Source organism: Streptomyces sp. 135, from assembly GCF_020026305.1.
Taxonomy (GTDB): domain Bacteria; phylum Actinomycetota; class Actinomycetes; order Streptomycetales; family Streptomycetaceae; genus Streptomyces.
On record NZ_CP075691.1, the window covers coordinates 1,875,796 to 1,894,087 of the forward strand.

Sequence of the window (18,292 nt, forward strand, 5' to 3'; positions counted from 1 at the left end):
CCCTCGCACTGCCCTTGATCCGCCCTCGGCAGACGCGGTGCGCCCACCATGGCGACGCGCTCGCCGCCGCCGTCGAGAGGTCGAAGAGGCTCAAGCGATGACCGACTCCCCGTACCAGTACTTCGACGTCCAGGTCCTGCGCGCCGAGCACCTGACGCCCGCCATGATCCGCGTCGCCTTCGGCGGCCCCGGCCTGCGGCGGATGGCGTCCGCCGGCCTCGACCAGCGCATCAAGATCTTCCTGCCGCACCCGGGCCAGGACGAGCCCGTGATGCCGGACACGGACACCGGCGACGCCTCCGACTGGTACGCCGCGTGGTGCGCCCTCGACCCGGCGGTGCGCGGCATCATGCGTACGTACACGACCCGCGACCTGCGCCGCGACCCCGACGAACTGATCGTCGACTTCGCCGTCCACGGTGCGGCCCCCTCACCCGCCGACGGCCCCGCCACCAGCTGGGCACGGACCGCGCGGCCCGGCGCCCGCGTCGGCGTCCTCGCCCCGGTCGACGAGGAGAACGCGGCGTACGACTTCCGGCCGCCGCGGGACACCGACTGGCTGCTCCTGACCGCCGACGAGTCGGCGCTCCCGGCGGTCGCGGCCATCCTCGAAACCCTCCCGCCCGCCCTGCCGACACGCGTCTGGATCGAGGTCCACGACCTGGCCGACCGCCAGACCCTGCCCACCGAGGCGGACGCGGAGATCCACTGGCTCACCAGGGAGGGCACCACCCCGGACGCGATCCGCGGCGCCGCGCTCCCCGAGGGCACGCCCTACGCCTGGATCGCCGGCGAGTCCTCGACCGTCAAGGCGGTCCGCCGCCACCTGGTCACCGAGCGCGGCTTCGACCGCAAGCGGGTGTCGTTCTCGGGCTACTGGCGCAAGCACACGACGACGGACGAACTGATCGACCGAGGCGAGAACCCGTGAGCGACATTCCGTGAGCGGGAGTTGAGCGAGCGGCGGCGGTGCAGGGGCCGAGGCCCCTGAGGACGCCCGCCCCTACACCCCGAGCCGCGACAACGCCTTGCCCGCATCGAGCTCGCACACGCCGCCCCCCGCTTCCGTCCAGGCCGCCGCGCACAGCGCCCGCAGCCCGTCCATGACCTCGCCCTCACCGTCCAGCGCCAGCTCACCGCCCCGCACCACGGCGGTCCAGCCGCCGCAGCCGAATCCGCCCTCCACGGGGGCGACCTCGGGCTGCCGGGTGAGCATGCCGCGCAGATCCGCGTCCACGTACGTCGGCCGGTGCTCCGGCCGCGCGGCGACCAGCTGCGCGCCGTCCGTGACACCCGTCAGCACGAGCAGCGAGTCCACCCCGCCGTGGAAGGCGCCCTCAATGTCCGTGTCCAGCCGGTCGCCCACGACCAGCGGCCGCTCGGCCCCCGTCCGCAGGATCGTCTCCCGGTGCATCGGAGGCAGCGGCTTGCCCGCCACCTGCGGCTCCGCGCCCGTAGCGATACGTACGACCTCCACCGCCGCGCCATTGCCCGGCGCGATGCCCCGCGCACTCGGGATCGTCAGGTCGGTGTTCGACGCGAACCACGGCACACCCCGCGCGACCGCGTAACTGGCCTCGGCGAAGCGCCCCCACGCCAGATCCGGCCCGCCGTACCCCTGCACGACCGCCGCCGGATCGTCGTCCGCCGACTCGACCGGCTCAAGGCCCCGCTCCCGCAGCGCGACCCGCAGCCCCTCACCGCCGATCACCAACACCCGCGCCCCCTCGGGCACATGCTCACTCACCAGGCGGGCCACGGCCTGCGCCGAAGTGATCACATCCGACGCGGCGGTCTCGATACCGAGATCCGTCAGATGCTCCGCCACCGCGTCCGGCGTGCGCAGCGCGTTGTTCGTCACGTACGCGAGGTGCATCCCGCCCTCACGCGCGGTCCCGAGCGACTCGACGGCGTACGCGATGGCGTGACCGCCCGCGTACACCACCCCGTCCAGATCGAGCAGAGCCGTGTCATAGGCCTCACTCAGCGCCCGGCTGCTGCCCTCGGGCCGCGTCCTGGCGCTCCCGCCCGCACCGTGGCCTGCGGTCTGGCTCATTACACATCGCTCCTCGATCGATCCCACTCCCCCGATCATCGCTCATGCCACTGACACACATACGATGCCCCAATGAACACAGCGGGTCACACGGACGCAGCCGGCCTCGACCTGATCCCGTTCCGGGGCGTGCGCTACGTCCCCGAACAGGTCGGCAGTCTGGCCGCAGTGACCTCACCGCCGTACGACGTGGTCGTACGTCCCGACGGTCTGCTCCACCTGGAGTCCGCCGACCCGCACAACATCGTCCGGCTGATCCTGCCGCAGGCCACCACCCCGGCCGCCCGCAACCAGCAGGCGGCGGACACCCTGCACGCCTGGCTCCGCGAAGGCATCCTCGCCCCGGACGCCGAACCGAGCCTGTACGTCTACGAACAGCGGGACAACGAGATCCTCCAGCGCGGCATCATCGGCGCGCTCCGCCTCTCCAAGGCCGAGGAAGGCGTCGTCCTGCCGCACGAGGACGTCATGCCGCACGTGGTCGAGGACCGCGCCGCCCTCATGCGGGCGACCTCCGCCAACCTGGAACCGCTCCTGCTGACCTACCGCAGCGACAGCGGCAGCACGAGCGGCGGCGGAGCCTCCGGCGCGATGGCCGTCATCGAACGCACAGCCGAGCGCGCGCCCCTCCTCTCGACGACCACCGAGGACGGCTTCCAGCACCGCCTGTGGTCCGTGACGGACCCGGCGGAGATCGCCGAGATCCAGTCAGATCTGGCCGCCCACCAGGCACTGATCGCGGATGGTCACCACCGCTGGGCGACCAACCTGCGCCTGCGCGCCGAGCACCCCTCGCCGAGCGCCTGGGACTACGGCCTGGTCCTGCTCGTCGACACCGCCCGCTATCCCCTGCGCGTCCGCGCCATCCACCGCTACCTCCACCGGCTGCCGGTGTCCGAGGCCCTCACCGCCCTCGGCGACTCCTTCCGCGTACGCACCGTCGAGGGCTCGCTGGGCGACGCACTCGACGCCCTGGCCGAGGCCGCCGCCAAGAGCAACGCCTTCGTCCTCGCGGGCGACGGCGCCTTCCACCTCGTCGACCGGCCCTCGCCGGACCTGCTCACCCGTACGATCCCGGGCGACTATCCCGAGGCCTGGCGCACCCTGGACGCGACGGTCCTGCACGCCACCCTGCTCGACCATGTGTGGCGCATCCCGGACGCCCCGGAACACATCGCGTACATCCACGACACGGCGGCGACCGTCGAGAAGGCCGAGCGCGACGGCGGCACGGCGATACTGATGCACCCGGTACGCGAGGAGGTCGTCCGCGCCCTGGCCCGCCAGGGCGTGACGATGCCCCGCAAGTCCACGTCGTTCGGCCCGAAGCCGGCCACGGGCCTGGTCCTGCGCGCCCTCGCCTTCTGACGCACACGTCCCCGTACGCCCCCGTATACGACGAACGGGCGGGACTCCTCCAGGGAGTCCCGCCCGTTCGTCGTACCGCCGATCAGTCCGTGCTCACTGATCAGTGCTTGTCGTCATCCGACTCCGCGTCGTGCGAGCCGGCGCCCTCGGAGTCCTCGACGTCCTCGGCATCCTTGGTGTACGCGGCGTCCTCGGTGTCCTTGGCGTCCATCACCGCCTCGGCGCGCGCGACCTGCTCGACATCCGCGTCCTCGTCGTCTTCCACCAGAGCGTCGACGAACTCGACACCGTCCATCTCGGCGAGCCGGTCCGACGCGTCGGTGCTGCCGTCCTTGTCGGACTCGACGACCTTCGCGAACCACTCGCGCGCCTCGTCCTCACGTCCGGCCGCGAGGAGCGCGTCGGCGTAGGCGTAGCGCAGCCGCGCGGTCCAGGGCTGCACCGAGTTCGAGGCGAGCTCGGGGCTCTGCAGGGTGACGATGGCGGCGTCGATCTGGTCCATGTCACGACGGGCACCGGCGGCGACGAGCCGCATCTCGACCTGGCTCGCCTTGTCCAGCTTGTGCACCTCGGGCGCACCGGCCATCTCCAGCGCCTTCTCGGGCCGGCCGAGCCCCCGCTCGCAGTCCGCCATGACGGGCCACAGCTCGACGCTGCCCGTCATCCGCCGCGCGGCCCGGAACTCGGCGAGCGCCTCGCTGTACTTCTGGTTCGCGTACGCGGCGAAGCCGGCGGCCTCGCGCACGGCAGCGACCCTGGAGGCCAGCCGCAGGGCGATCCGCGAGTAGGCGTAGGCCTGCTCGGGGTCCTCGTCGAGGAGCTTGGCGACCATCACCAGGTTCCTGGCGACGTCCTCCGCGAGCCCCTTGGGAAGGCTCTGCAGCTCCTGCTGTACGTCCTTGTCGATCTCGTGCCCGGTGACATCGTCCGGGATCGGCAGCCGCTTGATGGGCTCGCGCTCACGGTCCCGGTCGTCACGCCCACCGCGGTACCCACCTCGGTCGCCGTCACGCCGGTCGTCACGCCCACGGAAGCCACCGGGGCGCCCGCCGCCACGGCTGTCGTCACGGCGCGGTCCGCCGCGGTCGTCACGCCCGCGGTAACCGCCGCCACCACGGCTGTCGTCCCTACGGAAGCCACCGCGGTCACCACCGCGGTCGTCGCGACGGTCGTCACGCCGGAACCCACCACGATCGCCACCGCGATCATCGCGGCGGTCGTCACGGCGGTCGCCGCCACGGTCATCGCGGCGGAAGGCCGGCCGGTCACCGTCACGGCGGAAGCCACCACGGTCGTCACGGCGAGGCCCGCTGGGCCGGTCGTCGCGGCGGTCGTCACGACGGGGCCCGCTGGGCCGGTCGTCGCGGCGGTCGTCACGACGGGGCCCACTGGGGCGGTCGTCACGACGGAACGGCGGACGCCCACCACTGTCACGCTCATCACGCCCGCGGAACCCACCACCGCGATTGTCATCACGCCGGAACCCACCACGGTCACCACCGCGATCATCACGGCGGTCATCGCGGCGGTCGTCACGACGGTCGCCGCCACGGTCATCGCGGCGGAAGGCCGGCCGGTCACCGTCACGGCGGAAACCACCACGGTCACGGTCGCCACCACGCTCATCACGGCGAGGCCCGCTGGGCCGGTCATCGCGGCGGTCGTCACGACGGGGCCCACTGGGGCGGTCGTCACGACGGAACGGCGGACGCCCACCACTGTCACGCTCATCACGCCCGCGGAACCCACCACCGCGATTGTCATCACGCCGGAACCCACCACGATCGCCACCGCGATCATCACGGCGGTCATCGCGGCGGTCGTCACGACGGTCGCCGCCACGGTCATCGCGGCGGAAGGCCGGCCGGTCACCGTCACGGCGGAAACCACCACGGTCACGGTCGCCACCACGCTCATCACGGCGAGGCCCGCTGGGCCGGTCATCGCGGCGGAACGGCGGACGCCCACCCCGGTCACGGTCACCCTCACGGCGATCGTCCCGGCGGTCGTCCCGCCCACGGAAGCCGCCACCGCGGTTGTCATCGCGACGGAAACCACCGCGGTCGCCGCCGCGGTCACCGCCACGGTCGTTGTCGCGACGGTCATCGCGCCGGAAGCCGCCACGGTCTCCGCCGCGGTCGTTGTCCCGCCGTGGAGCCCCGCGGTATCCGCCCCGGTCGCCACCGTCCCGGCCGCGCTGCTCGCGGTCCGGTCGCTCGTCGGGAGAGTTGGTGGACATCGGTGACTCCTAGTCTTCGGTACCGCAGTCATTCTCGCGCAGCCGGGGTGCCGGCGCGCTTCGACAAAACAAAAGGACCCCTGGTCCCAGCGTGGACGCTGGGACCAGGGGTCCTCCAAAAATTGTTCGGCGGCGTCCTACTCTCCCACAGGGTCCCCCCTGCAGTACCATCGGCGCTTTGAGGCTTAGCTTCCGGGTTCGGAATGTAACCGGGCGTTTCCCTCACGCTATGACCACCGAAACCCTATGAAATATCCCGCTGTAGAGCAGGATCTCAAACAGGGCAGCGAACAAGCACACTCTTCAATTAGATAGTGACGCTGTTCAGCCGACACAACTGTTCGTTGTTTCAGAACCAACACAGTGGACGCGAGCAACTGAGGACAAGCCCTCGGCCTATTAGTACCAGTCACCTCCACCCGTTACCGGGCTTCCAGATCTGGCCTATCAACCCAGTCGTCTACTGGGAGCCTTAACCCCTCAAAGGGGGTGGGAATACTCATCTCGAAGCAGGCTTCCCGCTTAGATGCTTTCAGCGGTTATCCTTTCCGAACGTAGCCAACCAGCCATGCCCTTGGCAGGACAACTGGCACACCAGAGGTTCGTCCGTCCCGGTCCTCTCGTACTAGGGACAGCCCTTCTCAATATTCCTACGCGCACAGAGGATAGGGACCGAACTGTCTCACGACGTTCTAAACCCAGCTCGCGTACCGCTTTAATGGGCGAACAGCCCAACCCTTGGGACCGACTCCAGCCCCAGGATGCGACGAGCCGACATCGAGGTGCCAAACCATCCCGTCGATATGGACTCTTGGGAAGAAGATCAGCCTGTTATCCCCGGGTACCTTTTATCCGTTGAGCGACGGCGCTTCCACAAGCCACCGCCGGATCACTAGTCCCGACTTTCGTCCCTGCTCGACCCGTCGGTCTCACAGTCAAGCTCCCTTGTGCACTTACACTCAACACCTGATTACCAACCAGGCTGAGGGAACCTTTGGGCGCCTCCGTTACTCTTTGGGAGGCAACCGCCCCAGTTAAACTACCCATCAGACACTGTCCCTGATCCGGATCACGGACCGAGGTTAGACATCCAGCACGACCAGAGTGGTATTTCAACGGCGACTCCACACACTGGCGTGCATGCTTCACAGTCTCCCACCTATCCTACACAAGCCGAACCGAACACCAATATCAAACTGTAGTAAAGGTCCCGGGGTCTTTCCGTCCTTCTGCGCGAAACGAGCATCTTTACTCGTAGTGCAATTTCACCGGGCCTATGGTTGAGACAGTCGAGAAGTCGTTACGCCATTCGTGCAGGTCGGAACTTACCCGACAAGGAATTTCGCTACCTTAGGATGGTTATAGTTACCACCGCCGTTTACTGGCGCTTAAGTTCTCAGCTTCGCACACCCGAAAGTGCACTAACCGGTCCCCTTAACGTTCCAGCACCGGGCAGGCGTCAGTCCGTATACATCGCCTTACGGCTTCGCACGGACCTGTGTTTTTAGTAAACAGTCGCTTCTCGCTGGTCTCTGCGGCCACCCCCAGCTCAGAGTGCAAGACTCATCACCGGTGATGGCCCCCCTTCTCCCGAAGTTACGGGGGCATTTTGCCGAGTTCCTTAACCATAGTTCACCCGAACGCCTCGGTATTCTCTACCTGACCACCTGAGTCGGTTTAGGGTACGGGCCGCCATGAAACTCGCTAGAGGCTTTTCTCGACAGCATAGGATCATCCACTTCACCACAATCGGCTCGGCATCAGGTCTCACCCTCATGTCATCCGGATTTACCTAGATGACGGGCTACACCTTACCCCGGACAACCACCGCCCGGGCTGGACTACCTTCCTGCGTCACCCCATCACTCACCTACTACCACCTTGGGCTACGGCTCCACCACTTTCCTTTCCCCGAAGGGTCCGGAACGGCTTCACGGCCTTAGCATTAATGGGCTCGATGTTTGACGCTTCACAGCGGGTACCGGAATATCAACCGGTTATCCATCGACTACGCCTGTCGGCCTCGCCTTAGGTCCCGACTTACCCTGGGCAGATCAGCTTGACCCAGGAACCCTTAGTCAATCGGCGCACACGTTTCTCACGTATGTATCGCTACTCATGCCTGCATTCTCACTCGTGAACCGTCCACCACTGCCTTCCGGCGCAGCTTCACCCGGCACACGACGCTCCCCTACCCATCACGATCCCCGTTGGGGGTATATATCGCAATGACACGACTTCGGCGGTACGCTTGAGCCCCGCTACATTGTCGGCGCGGAATCACTAGACCAGTGAGCTATTACGCACTCTTTCAAGGGTGGCTGCTTCTAAGCCAACCTCCTGGTTGTCTGTGCGACTCCACATCCTTTCCCACTTAGCGTACGCTTAGGGGCCTTAGTCGATGCTCTGGGCTGTTTCCCTCTCGACCATGGAGCTTATCCCCCACAGTCTCACTGCCGCGCTCTCACTTACCGGCATTCGGAGTTTGGCTAAGGTCAGTAACCCGGTAGGGCCCATCGCCTATCCAGTGCTCTACCTCCGGCAAGAAACACACGACGCTGCACCTAAATGCATTTCGGGAGAACCAGCTATCACGGAGTTTGATTGGCCTTTCACCCTAACCACAGGTCATCCCCCAGGTTTTCAACCCTGGTGGGTTCGGTCCTCCACGACCTCTTACAGCCGCTTCAACCTGCCCATGGCTAGATCACTCCGCTTCGGGTCTTGAGCGCGCTACTAAATCGCCCTATTCGGACTCGCTTTCGCTACGGCTTCCCCACGGGTTAACCTCGCAACACACCGCAAACTCGCAGGCTCATTCTTCAAAAGGCACGCAGTCACGAGGATGGAGCAAGCTCCATCCCGACGCTCCCACGGCTTGTAGGCACACGGTTTCAGGTACTATTTCACTCCGCTCCCGCGGTACTTTTCACCATTCCCTCACGGTACTATCCGCTATCGGTCACCAGGGAATATTTAGGCTTAACGGGTGGTCCCGCCAGATTCACACGGGATTTCTCGGGCCCCGTGCTACTTGGGTGTCTCTCAAACGAGCCGCTGATGTTTCGACTACGGGGGTCTTACCCTCTACGCCGGACCTTTCGCATGTCCTTCGTCTACATCAACGGTTTCTGACTCGTCTCAAGCAGACTATGAAAGAGATCCCACAACCCCACGACGCAACCCCTGCCGGGTATCACACGTCGTAGGTTTGGCCTCATCCGGTTTCGCTCGCCACTACTCCCGGAATCACGGTTGTTTTCTCTTCCTGCGGGTACTGAGATGTTTCACTTCCCGCGTTCCTCCACACTGCCTATGTGTTCAGCAGCGGGTGACAGCCCATGACGACTGCCGGGTTTCCCATTCGGAAACCCCGGATCAAAGCCTGGTTGACGGCTCCCGGGGACTATCGTGGCCTCCCACGTCCTTCATCGGTTCCTGGTGCCAAGGCATCCACCGTGCGCCCTTAAAACTTGGCCACAGATGCTCGCGTCCACTGTGCAGTTCTCAAACAACGACCAACCACCCATCACAGCCCGCCAAAGCGAACCTTCACTGGGGTCGGCATTGAGGTCGGGAACAAGCCCGTACCCTCAGATACCCAACAGCGTGCCCGACCAGCCCCCGTCCGGAGATCATGCTTTCCACGTCGCCCTTGCGAGCAGTACTTACAGCCTCCGACCCGTGAACCAGGCCGAGTAGTCAACGTTCCACCCATGAGCAACCACCGTCGATCGTTTGCCGACGTAGTGGCCTCTGAACCAAGCAAGCTTGGCTTAGAAGTGCTCCTTAGAAAGGAGGTGATCCAGCCGCACCTTCCGGTACGGCTACCTTGTTACGACTTCGTCCCAATCGCCAGTCCCACCTTCGACAGCTCCCTCCCACAAGGGGTTGGGCCACCGGCTTCGGGTGTTACCGACTTTCGTGACGTGACGGGCGGTGTGTACAAGGCCCGGGAACGTATTCACCGCAGCAATGCTGATCTGCGATTACTAGCAACTCCGACTTCATGGGGTCGAGTTGCAGACCCCAATCCGAACTGAGACAGGCTTTTGAGATTCGCTCCGCCTCGCGGCTTCGCAGCTCATTGTACCTGCCATTGTAGCACGTGTGCAGCCCAAGACATAAGGGGCATGATGACTTGACGTCGTCCCCACCTTCCTCCGAGTTGACCCCGGCAGTCTCCTGTGAGTCCCCATCACCCCGAAGGGCATGCTGGCAACACAGAACAAGGGTTGCGCTCGTTGCGGGACTTAACCCAACATCTCACGACACGAGCTGACGACAGCCATGCACCACCTGTATACCGACCACAAGGGGCACCATCTCTGATGCTTTCCGGTATATGTCAAGCCTTGGTAAGGTTCTTCGCGTTGCGTCGAATTAAGCCACATGCTCCGCTGCTTGTGCGGGCCCCCGTCAATTCCTTTGAGTTTTAGCCTTGCGGCCGTACTCCCCAGGCGGGGAACTTAATGCGTTAGCTGCGGCACCGACGACGTGGAATGTCGCCAACACCTAGTTCCCACCGTTTACGGCGTGGACTACCAGGGTATCTAATCCTGTTCGCTCCCCACGCTTTCGCTCCTCAGCGTCAGTAATGGCCCAGAGATCCGCCTTCGCCACCGGTGTTCCTCCTGATATCTGCGCATTTCACCGCTACACCAGGAATTCCGATCTCCCCTACCACACTCTAGCCTGCCCGTATCGACTGCAGACCCGGGGTTAAGCCCCGGGCTTTCACAACCGACGTGACAAGCCGCCTACGAGCTCTTTACGCCCAATAATTCCGGACAACGCTTGCGCCCTACGTATTACCGCGGCTGCTGGCACGTAGTTAGTTACGCTTCTTCTGCAGGTACCGTCACTTTCGCTTCTTCCCTGCTGAAAGAGGTTTACAACCCGAAGGCCGTCATCCCTCACGCGGCGTCGCTGCATCAGGCTTTCGCCCATTGTGCAATATTCCCCACTGCTGCCTCCGTAGGAGTCTGGGCCGTGTCTCAGTCCCAGTGTGGCCGGTCGCCCTCTCAGGCTTACTACCTGTCGTCGCCTTGGTGAGCTTCTACCTCACCAACAAGCTGATAGGCCGCGGGCTCATCCTGCACCGCCGGAGCTTTCAACACACTCAGATGCCTGAGCGTGTGTTATCCGGTATTAGACCCCGTTTCCAGGGCTTGTCCCAGAGTGCAGGGCAGATTGCCCACGTGTTACTCACCCGTTCGCCACTAATCCCCACCGAAGTGGTTCATCGTTCGACTTGCATGTGTTAAGCACGCCGCCAGCGTTCGTCCTGAGCCAGGATCAAACTCTCCGTGAATGTTTTCCCGTAATCGGGATGAACACCACGAGAGCGGAACCAAGGAGAGGAATAATCTCCCGGTTCACAGCGTCCTCGCTGTGTCGCCTGCACGATCAAATTGCCGTACAGGACTTTTTCAAAGGAACCTCAACTCACCGAAGTGAGTCGGGGTATCAACATATCTGGCGTTGACTTTTGGCACGCTGTTGAGTTCTCAAGGAACGGACGCTTCCTTTGTACTCACCCGCAGACCTTGTCTGGGGCTTTCCTCCGGGCGCTTCCCTTCGGTATTTCGTGTTTCCAACCTTACCAGATCCGTTTTCCGTTCCGTTCCCGGTTCGGATTTCATTTCCGGTGGCCGCTGGAGGGCCTTTGCCTTTCGGCGTGTTCACTACGTTAGCGGATTCCCTCCGCAACTCATAATCGAGTTCCGCGAGTTCAAATTTCGACATGCGAGCACGCGAAATAAGCCCTCACCGAGGGGAAGTCGTCAGTAGTGGTTGGCCGCTTCCAGCTACCGGCAGATTGCCGGGACCGGTTCAGCGGCTCGGACCACATTACGGAGGCCCCCCTGGCCGAGTCAAGTTCGGCGGCGGCGGGGCACATGGGCCCGATACGGGCTGACCGTAGGGTCGTTGGCCGTCCAGAACCGCCAGGGGTGGACCGACCCCTCTCCCCCTACTCCGGTGCGCGGACCCTCGCTGACCTGCTTGGCTTCGACAGGCGTGCCCGTCAGGATCCTGAAGGGGCTGTTCGCGTCTCCGCAGAGGTCCGCGCCGTCCAGCGACCGGTCCACGTCAAGGGCCGTGGCGAGCCGGGCCGGGCCTTTGGCCAGTTCCTTGTCGTTGCGGGCCGAGAGTCGACGCTTGCGGGCGAGCTCGGCGCCCTCCGTGATCTCGCCGGCCCTCAGCAGCACGGCACCCGCCATGCCCTCCGGGCCGCACACGAGGTTCATGCAGTGCCACATGCCGTAGGTGAAGTAGACGTACACATGTCCGGGCGGGCCGAACATCACGGCGTTACGGGGGGTCTTGCCCCGGTAGGCGTGTGAGCCCGGGTCGGCTTCTCCCGCGTACGCCTCCACCTCTGTCAGGCGGAGTTCGATCGGTCCGTCGTCCGAGTCGCGTACGAGGACACGTCCCAGGAGGTCGGGTGCGACCTCCAGGACAGGGCGGTCGAAGAAGTCTCGGGTCAAGGGCGTACGGTCAGGGGCCGCGTCGATCATGCCTAACGAGCGTACTGCACCCGGTCTGTATATACGGATGGCTTCGGGTCACCCGGTGGGCGAGGTGCCGGCGTGGAACCGGGCGGGGTCGCCCCGCGTTTGTACCGATCAAGGATTCAGTCGAGATGAGCCACAGGCCGGTGCCTGGGGAGGAGAGTCATGGGGTTCAAGAAGCTGCTCGCGAGTCTGGGGGCCGGCGGTGCCTCCGTCGAGACCGTGCTGACCGAGGTCAACGTGGTCCCGGGCGGCGTGGTCCAGGGCGAGGTGCGGATCCAGGGCGGATCCGTTGACCAGCAGATCGAGGGGCTCTCCGTCGGTCTCCAGGCCCGCGTCGAGGTCGAGGGCGGCGACCAGGAGACCAAGCAGGACATCGAGTTCGCCAAGCAGCGGCTCGGCGGTGCCTTCACGCTGCTGGCCAATGAGGTGCACGCGGTGCCGTTCGGTCTCGAGATCCCCTGGGAGACGCCGGTCACGAGCATCGACGGCCAGGAGCTGCGCGGCATGAACATCGGGGTGACCACCGAGCTGGAGATCGCGCGCGCCGTGGACTCCGGCGACCTGGACCCGATCAACGTGCACCCGCTGCCGGCGCAGCAGGCCATCCTGGACGCCTTCATCCAGCTGGGCTTCCGCTTCAAGAGCGCCGACATGGAGCGCGGCCACATCCGGGGGACGCGCCAGAAGCTGCCCTTCTACCAGGAGATCGAGTTCTACCCGCCGCAGCAGTACCGCGGTCTGAACCAGGTGGAGCTGAGCTTCGTCGCGGACGACCGGGAGATGGACGTCGTCCTGGAGATGGACAAGAAGCCGGGGATGTTCAGCGAGGGCAGCGACTCGTTCCGGTCGTTCAAGGTGGGTCTGAACGACTTCCAGGGCACGGACTGGTCGGCGTACCTGAACGAGTGGCTGTCCCAGGTCGGCAGCAAGCGCAACTGGTTCTAGGCTCGGACGCACAGCAATCGACCAGGAGGTGCTCACGTGACCGAGCCGAAGAGGCCGCCGCTTCCCCATGACTTCCACCCGCCCGTGCCGTCGTTCACGGTCGTGAGCGAGGACGTCGAGCCGGGGGCCGTCCTTAAGGACGCTCAGGTCCAGTCCGGCGGGAACACCTCGCCGCAGCTGCGGTGGGAGGGCTTTCCGCCGGAGACCAAGAGCTTCGCCGTGACGTGCTTCGACCCGGACGCCCCTACGGGCAGCGGGTTCTGGCACTGGACCGTCTTCGACATCCCGGCGTCGGTCACCGAGCTGCCGGCCGGTGCGGGCAGCGGCAAGTTCGAGGGGCTGCCCGAGGGCGCGGTGCAGGTGCGCAACGACTACGGGACGAAGGAGTTCGGTGGTGCCGCGCCGCCGCCCGGCGACCCGGCGCACCGCTATGTGTTCACCGTGTACGCGGTGGACCAGGAGAAGCTGGGTCCGGACTCGGACGCCTCGCCCGCGGTCGTCGGTTTCAACCTGCGGTTCCACACGCTCGCGCGTGCGCAGCTCGTCGGTGAGTACGCCGTCCCCGCGGAGAACTGACCGTTCACCGATTGTTTGCCCGTCCCTGGTCATGGAAGTGATCAGGGACGGGCATTTTTTATTGCGTTGTCCATCTCGGCGTGCCCGGCCAGAGTTGATCCCAGCCCGCCGGGCGGTGGGCCGCTGCATACGGGAGGTGGGCAGGTTGATGCGGGACACGCTGGTGCTGAACGCGAGCTTCGAGCCGCTCTCGACGGTGTCGCTCAACCGGGCCGTCGTTCTGGTGCTCCAGGACAAGGCGGTGGTCGAGCAGGCCCACCCGGGACTCCGTGTGCGTGCGGCGGCGGTCGAGATTCCGGTGCCGCGGGTGATCAGGCTCTGCAGATACGTCCGGGTGCCGTTCCGAAGACGGGCTCCCTGGTCGAGGCGGGGAGTCCTCGTCCGCGACCAGCACCGGTGCGCGTACTGCGGCAGACGCGCGACGACGGTGGACCACGTGGTGCCGCGCTCGCAGGGCGGCGCCGACTCCTGGCTGAACACGGTGGCTTCGTGTGCGCCGGACAATCACCGCAAGGCGAATCGGACGCCCGAGGAGGCCGGGATGCCGCTGCTGCGGCAGCCGTTCGAGCCGACGCCGGCGGACGCGATGCTGCTGTCGTTGGGCCGGGGCGAACTGGCTTCGCTGCCGGAGTGGCTGGCGCAGCCCGCCGCCTAGCGCCGTGCCCGCGCCCCCGAAGGGGCGCGGGTTTCTCGCGTCAGTCGATCGGCGGCTGTTCGCGGCGCTCCTTGGCCTGTGCGGGGACCGAACCGCCGCCCATGGGGCCGAAGTTGCCGAGCGCGCCACCGAGGCCCTTGAGGGCGTCGCCGATCTCGCTGGGGACGATCCAGAGCTTGTTCGCGTCGCCCTCGGCGATCTTCGGGAGCATCTGGAGGTACTGGTAGGAGAGGAGCTTCTGGTCCGGGTCGCCGGCGTGGATGGACTCGAAGACCGTACGGATCGCCTGGGCCTCGCCCTCGGCGCGCAGGGCCGCGGCCTTGGCCTCACCTTCGGCGCGCAGGATCGCGGACTGCTTCTCGCCCTCGGCGCGCAGGATCTCCGACTGGCGGACACCTTCGGCCTGGAGGATCGCGGCGCGCTTGTCGCGGTCGGCGCGCATCTGCTTCTCCATCGAGTCCTGGATGGAGGTCGGCGGCTCGATCGCCTTGAGCTCGACGCGGTTGACGCGGATGCCCCACTTGCCGGTGGCCTCGTCGAGGACGCCGCGCAGGGCCGCGTTGATCTCCTCGCGGGAGGTCAGGGTCCGCTCCAGGTCCATGCCGCCGATGATGTTGCGCAGCGTGGTGACGGTGAGCTGCTCGATCGCCTGGATGTAGCTGGCGACTTCGTAGGTCGCGGCCCTGGCGTCGGTGACCTGGTAGTAGATGACCGTGTCGATGTTGACCACCAGGTTGTCCTGGGTGATCACCGGCTGGGGCGGGAAGGGGACGACCTGTTCGCGGAGGTCGATGCGGTTGCGGATGGAGTCGATGAACGGGACGACGATGTTCAGTCCGGCGTTCAGCGTGCGGGTGTAGCGGCCGAAGCGCTCAACGATGGCGGCGCTGGCCTGTGGGATGACCTGGATGGTCTTGATCAGGGCGATGAAGACCAGCACCACCAGAATGATCAGGACGATGATGATGGGTTGCATCGTGACTCCCCGTACCCTTCATGCCTCGGCGTTTGTCCGCGGGTTCTCAAAGATCTTGCTGGTCGAGTCTGTCAGACCGCCGCACGGCCCGTGGGGCATTCACATGACGATGGCCGTCGCTCCGTCGATCTCCACGACGTCCACCTCTTGGCCCGCCTCGTAGGCGAGGTCGCTGTCGAGCGAGCGGGCCGACCAGATCTCCCCCGCGAGCTTGATGCGGCCGCCGGAGCCGTCGACCCGTTCGACGACGACGGCCGACTTGCCCTTCAACGCCTCTACCCCGGTGGCCAGTTCGGGCCGTTGTGCCCGGTGCCGGGTGGCGATGGGGCGTACGACGGCGATGAGCGCGACCGAGACCAGGGCGAAGACGAGCACCTGGAGGACCGTGTCGCCGCCGAGGCTCGCGGTCACGGCGGCCGCGACGGCCCCCACGGCGAGCATGCCGAGCTCCGGCATCGCGGTCAGTACGAGCGGGATTCCGAGCGCGGCGGCGCCGATCAGCCACCACACCCATGCGTCGATGTCCACGGGGGCCATGGTAGGACCGCGTGTCCCTTTCGGGACAGGGCGCGATCAGGCGGGCGGGGGCGCGCCCCTCAGGAGAGGGGCAGGCCCGTGGCGGTCCAGCGCTCGCCCCGCTGTTCGACGACGAGGGGGAGGCCGAAGCAGAGGGAGAGGTTGCGGGAGGTGAGTTCCAGCTCCAGCGGGCCCGCGGCGAGGACCTTGCCCTGGCGGATCATCAGGACGTGGGTGAAGCCGGGGGCGATCTCCTCGACGTGGTGCGTGACCATGATCATCGAGGGGGCGATCGGGTCGCGGGCGAGGCGGCCGAGGCGGCGTACGAGGTCTTCGCGGCCGCCGAGGTCGAGGCCCGCGGCGGGCTCGTCGAGGAGCAGCAGCTCGGGGTCGGTCATCAGGGCGCGGGCGATCAGGGTGCGCTTGCGCTCGCCCTCGGAGAGGGTGCCGAACCTGCGGTCGAGGTAGTCGCTCATGCCGAGGCGGTCGAGGAAGGCGCGGGCGCGCTGCTCGTCGACGTCCTCGTAGTTCTCGCGCCAGCCGGCGGTCATGCCGTACGCGGCGGTGAGCACCGTCTGGAGGACGGTCTGGCGCTTGGGGAGCTTGTCCGCCATGGCCATGCCGGCGACGCCGATGCGCGGGCGGAGCTCGAAGACGTCGGTGCCGGGCTTGCCGAGGGTCTCGCCGAGGATGGTGGCGGAGCCGGTGCTCGGGAAGAGGTAGCTGGAGGCGATGTTGAGAAGGGTGGTCTTGCCGGCGCCGTTCGGGCCGAGGATGACCCAGCGCTCCCCTTCCTTGACCGACCAGGAGACCTGGTCCACCAGAGCCCGGCCCTCGCGGACCACAGATACGTCCTCAAGCTCCAGTACATCGCTCATGAGCGCGCTGTCTCCCATTGCAGTCTCGGTCGTCGCTCGCGCCGGTGGACGCGGCCCCCGGATAAAACCTACGCCACCGGTCGGGCGTTCCTGTCGCGAGGCCGGTCCTTAGGCTGTGTGCATGCTCTCGGATCCACGCTCAGGACGGTTGGCCGCATGGGGAAATGCCCTTTTGGCCGGTTTTGCATCTCCGGATGACGCGGTGCTCGCGATGGTCGGCGACGACGCGGTGCACCGGGTGGAAGGGCTTCCCGGGGAATCGGGGCCCGTCGGTCTGACGCTCGCGATGGGCCGGCTGCGCACGCTCGGTGTGACGGGCCTTCGGGTGGCGCTGCCCGCGCCGGGGCACCCGCTCGGGCTGAGCGGGCCGCCCGAGTTCAACGCGCGCGCCCTGGAGGCGGAGGAGGCCGTCGTCGGGTTCGGCGCCCCGTACGGGCTGGTGCCCGAGGTGTACGAGGCGGGGCCCGAGGGCGACGTGCATGTGGAGGTCCTCTGGCACTGTCTGCCGGTCCGTGAGGCGCCGCCGGCCGACGTGCCCTCGCTCGGTGAGGCGGAGCGCGAGCTCGCGGAGGCGCTGCGGGACGCGACGCGGGTCCTGTCCCAGCTCGACGTCGCGGCGTCGGGGCCGGTCGCGGAGGCCGCGCTCGACGCGTACCGGGCGCGGGCGGAGGCGGGCCGCGAGCTGCTGGCGCCCGGGTATCCGCCGCGTGCGGTACGGGTGTTGGAGCTGGCGCAGCGGGTCGGCCTGCTGATCTCCCTGGCGTACGAGAACGGCCACGGCGGCGCCGTGAGCGCCTCGGAGATGGCCGCGCGGGGGCAGGCGCTGCGGCCGGTCGAGCGGACGGCCAGGCGGGCGCAGGTGGCCGCCTACAACGCATACGTGGAGGAGCGGGAGCGGGGCTGACGGCGGCTCCGCGCGGGGCGGGGCGCGGAGCGGGGTGCGGGAAGGCCCCGCGGGCCGAGTGGTCCGCGGGGCCTTCCATGCCAGGGGCGTGGCGCGTGGGTGGTGCGTCAGTGGTTCGCCGAGGCGTTGCCGAAGGTGGGGTTGAGCGCGCCGATCACGTTGGCGCTGTCGCCGGTGGCGTTCACCGGGACGTCGACCGGGGCCTCGGCGTGGTTGCCGGAGCCGACGCCCGGGGACTGCGTGGCGGCGCCGGTGGCGGTCGTGTCGGCGAAAGCGGCACCGGCGGAGGCGCCCGCGGCGAGACCGGCGACGGTGACGGCCAGCGCGGCCTTCTTGGCGATGTTCATGGGAAGTCTTCCTTCTGCCCGTTGGCCGACGGGCGTCCGTCAGTGGTTGACGCCGTCGTCGGCGAAGGTGGGGTTGAGCGCGCCGATGACGGTCGCGGTGTTGCCGACGGCGTTCACCGGGACGTGCACCGGCGCCTGGACCAGGTTGCCGGAGCCGACGCCCGGCGACTCGACGGCTTTGCCGTGCGCGTGGGCGCCGCCGGTCGCGGAGGCGAGACCGGCACCGGCGACGACGAGGCCACCCGCCACGAGCGTGACGGCCGCCGCCTTCTTCAGGTTCTTCACTTCTGCGCCCTCCTTGCGTTTCCCGCGGC

At 66.7% G+C, this 18,292-nt stretch carries 14 protein-coding genes, 3 rRNA genes and 1 pseudogene; 6 read left to right on the forward strand and 12 right to left on the reverse strand.

Annotated elements, in window-relative coordinates; translation table 11 throughout:
* Positions 1-97 precede the first annotated feature (97 nt).
* The gene (locus KKZ08_RS08405; RefSeq protein WP_223773848.1) at positions 98-931 is read left to right on the forward strand and encodes a siderophore-interacting protein; all 834 of its coding nucleotides are present in this window, start codon (positions 98-100) and stop codon (positions 929-931) included.
* 72 nt (positions 932-1,003) lie between these two features.
* Here the strand turns inward: KKZ08_RS08405 and KKZ08_RS08410 are convergent, their stop codons facing one another.
* Positions 1,004-2,056, reverse strand: a complete 1,053-nt coding sequence (locus KKZ08_RS08410; protein WP_223773849.1) for an HAD-IIA family hydrolase — start codon at positions 2,054-2,056, stop codon at positions 1,004-1,006.
* A gap of 72 nt (positions 2,057-2,128) precedes the next feature.
* On the opposite strand from KKZ08_RS08410, the gene KKZ08_RS08415 reads away from it, so the two are divergent.
* Positions 2,129-3,424, forward strand: a complete 1,296-nt coding sequence (locus KKZ08_RS08415; protein WP_223773850.1) for a DUF1015 domain-containing protein — start codon at positions 2,129-2,131, stop codon at positions 3,422-3,424.
* A 100-nt stretch (positions 3,425-3,524) separates the two neighbouring features.
* Here KKZ08_RS08415 and KKZ08_RS08420 read toward each other — a convergent pair whose 3' ends face one another.
* The 6 genes and pseudogenes from KKZ08_RS08420 to KKZ08_RS08445 all read right to left on the reverse strand — a co-directional run bounded on the left by KKZ08_RS08420 (position 3,525) and on the right by KKZ08_RS08445 (position 12,181).
* Positions 3,525-4,364, reverse strand: coding sequence for a tetratricopeptide repeat protein (locus KKZ08_RS08420; protein ID WP_223778960.1), 840 nt, complete (start codon positions 4,362-4,364; stop codon positions 3,525-3,527).
* Between the two features lie 327 nt (positions 4,365-4,691).
* Positions 4,692-5,663, reverse strand: a pseudogene (locus KKZ08_RS38950) (hypothetical protein); the annotation flags it as partial.
* A gap of 124 nt (positions 5,664-5,787) precedes the next feature.
* Positions 5,788-5,904 (reverse strand): 5S ribosomal RNA (gene rrf / locus KKZ08_RS08430).
* A 137-nt stretch (positions 5,905-6,041) separates the two neighbouring features.
* A 23S ribosomal RNA gene (locus KKZ08_RS08435) occupies positions 6,042-9,143 on the reverse strand.
* 313 nt (positions 9,144-9,456) lie between these two features.
* Positions 9,457-10,977, reverse strand: a 16S ribosomal RNA gene (locus KKZ08_RS08440).
* Together the 16S, 23S and 5S rRNA genes form the textbook arrangement of a ribosomal RNA operon.
* Positions 10,978-11,539: 562 nt before the next feature.
* Positions 11,540-12,181 carry a DNA-3-methyladenine glycosylase gene (locus KKZ08_RS08445; protein ID WP_223778961.1) on the reverse strand — a complete coding sequence of 214 codons (642 nt, stop codon included), beginning with the start codon at positions 12,179-12,181 and terminating at the stop codon, positions 11,540-11,542.
* Positions 12,182-12,343: 162 nt separating this feature from the next.
* On the opposite strand from KKZ08_RS08445, the gene KKZ08_RS08450 reads away from it, so the two are divergent.
* The 3 genes from KKZ08_RS08450 (at position 12,344) to KKZ08_RS08460 (ending at position 14,357) form a co-directional block, all read left to right on the forward strand.
* Positions 12,344-13,126 carry a sporulation protein gene (locus tag KKZ08_RS08450; RefSeq protein WP_223773851.1) on the forward strand — a complete coding sequence of 261 codons (783 nt, stop codon included), beginning with the start codon at positions 12,344-12,346 and terminating at the stop codon, positions 13,124-13,126.
* Positions 13,127-13,162: 36 nt separating this feature from the next.
* The gene (locus KKZ08_RS08455) at positions 13,163-13,702 is read left to right on the forward strand and encodes a YbhB/YbcL family Raf kinase inhibitor-like protein (protein WP_223773852.1); all 540 of its coding nucleotides are present in this window, start codon (positions 13,163-13,165) and stop codon (positions 13,700-13,702) included.
* Between the two features lie 148 nt (positions 13,703-13,850).
* Complete coding sequence (locus KKZ08_RS08460) at positions 13,851-14,357, forward strand: HNH endonuclease (RefSeq protein WP_223773853.1); 507 nt, start codon at positions 13,851-13,853, stop codon at positions 14,355-14,357.
* A gap of 40 nt (positions 14,358-14,397) precedes the next feature.
* Here KKZ08_RS08460 and KKZ08_RS08465 read toward each other — a convergent pair whose 3' ends face one another.
* From KKZ08_RS08465 to KKZ08_RS08475, 3 genes are all read right to left on the reverse strand, one after another.
* Positions 14,398-15,333 carry an SPFH domain-containing protein gene (locus KKZ08_RS08465; protein ID WP_127912969.1) on the reverse strand — a complete coding sequence of 312 codons (936 nt, stop codon included), beginning with the start codon at positions 15,331-15,333 and terminating at the stop codon, positions 14,398-14,400.
* Positions 15,334-15,432: 99 nt separating this feature from the next.
* Positions 15,433-15,870, reverse strand: coding sequence for an NfeD family protein (locus tag KKZ08_RS08470; protein ID WP_223773854.1), 438 nt, complete (start codon positions 15,868-15,870; stop codon positions 15,433-15,435).
* Between the two features lie 59 nt (positions 15,871-15,929).
* On the reverse strand, positions 15,930-16,727 hold the full coding sequence (locus KKZ08_RS08475) for an ABC transporter ATP-binding protein (RefSeq protein ID WP_223773855.1): 798 nt from the start codon (positions 16,725-16,727) through the stop codon (positions 15,930-15,932).
* A gap of 121 nt (positions 16,728-16,848) precedes the next feature.
* On the opposite strand from KKZ08_RS08475, the gene KKZ08_RS08480 reads away from it, so the two are divergent.
* Positions 16,849-17,631 (forward strand): hypothetical protein, encoded by a 783-nt coding sequence (locus KKZ08_RS08480; RefSeq protein ID WP_223773856.1) that lies wholly within the window; start codon positions 16,849-16,851, stop codon positions 17,629-17,631.
* Between the two features lie 107 nt (positions 17,632-17,738).
* Here KKZ08_RS08480 and KKZ08_RS08485 read toward each other — a convergent pair whose 3' ends face one another.
* Together KKZ08_RS08485 and KKZ08_RS08490 are read right to left on the reverse strand one after the other, a co-directional pair.
* Complete coding sequence (locus KKZ08_RS08485) at positions 17,739-17,978, reverse strand: chaplin (RefSeq protein WP_223773857.1); 240 nt, start codon at positions 17,976-17,978, stop codon at positions 17,739-17,741.
* A gap of 39 nt (positions 17,979-18,017) precedes the next feature.
* Complete coding sequence (locus tag KKZ08_RS08490; protein ID WP_223773858.1) at positions 18,018-18,263, reverse strand: chaplin; 246 nt, start codon at positions 18,261-18,263, stop codon at positions 18,018-18,020.
* Positions 18,264-18,292 lie beyond the last annotated feature (29 nt).

Coding starts and splice junctions, on each gene's coding strand:
- KKZ08_RS08480 (WP_223773856.1), top strand. CDS start 16,849: ATGCTCTCGGATCCACGCTCAGGACGGTTGGCCGCATGGGGAAATGCC.
- KKZ08_RS08415 (WP_223773850.1), top strand. CDS start 2,129: ATGAACACAGCGGGTCACACGGACGCAGCCGGCCTCGACCTGATCCCG.
- KKZ08_RS08485 (WP_223773857.1), bottom strand. CDS start 17,978: ATGAACATCGCCAAGAAGGCCGCGCTGGCCGTCACCGTCGCCGGTCTC.
- KKZ08_RS08465 (WP_127912969.1), bottom strand. CDS start 15,333: ATGCAACCCATCATCATCGTCCTGATCATTCTGGTGGTGCTGGTCTTC.
- KKZ08_RS08460 (WP_223773853.1), top strand. CDS start 13,851: ATGCGGGACACGCTGGTGCTGAACGCGAGCTTCGAGCCGCTCTCGACG.
- KKZ08_RS08470 (WP_223773854.1), bottom strand. CDS start 15,870: ATGGCCCCCGTGGACATCGACGCATGGGTGTGGTGGCTGATCGGCGCC.
- KKZ08_RS08410 (WP_223773849.1), bottom strand. CDS start 2,056: ATGAGCCAGACCGCAGGCCACGGTGCGGGCGGGAGCGCCAGGACGCGG.
- KKZ08_RS08450 (WP_223773851.1), top strand. CDS start 12,344: ATGGGGTTCAAGAAGCTGCTCGCGAGTCTGGGGGCCGGCGGTGCCTCC.
- KKZ08_RS08405 (WP_223773848.1), top strand. CDS start 98: ATGACCGACTCCCCGTACCAGTACTTCGACGTCCAGGTCCTGCGCGCC.
- KKZ08_RS08475 (WP_223773855.1), bottom strand. CDS start 16,727: ATGAGCGATGTACTGGAGCTTGAGGACGTATCTGTGGTCCGCGAGGGC.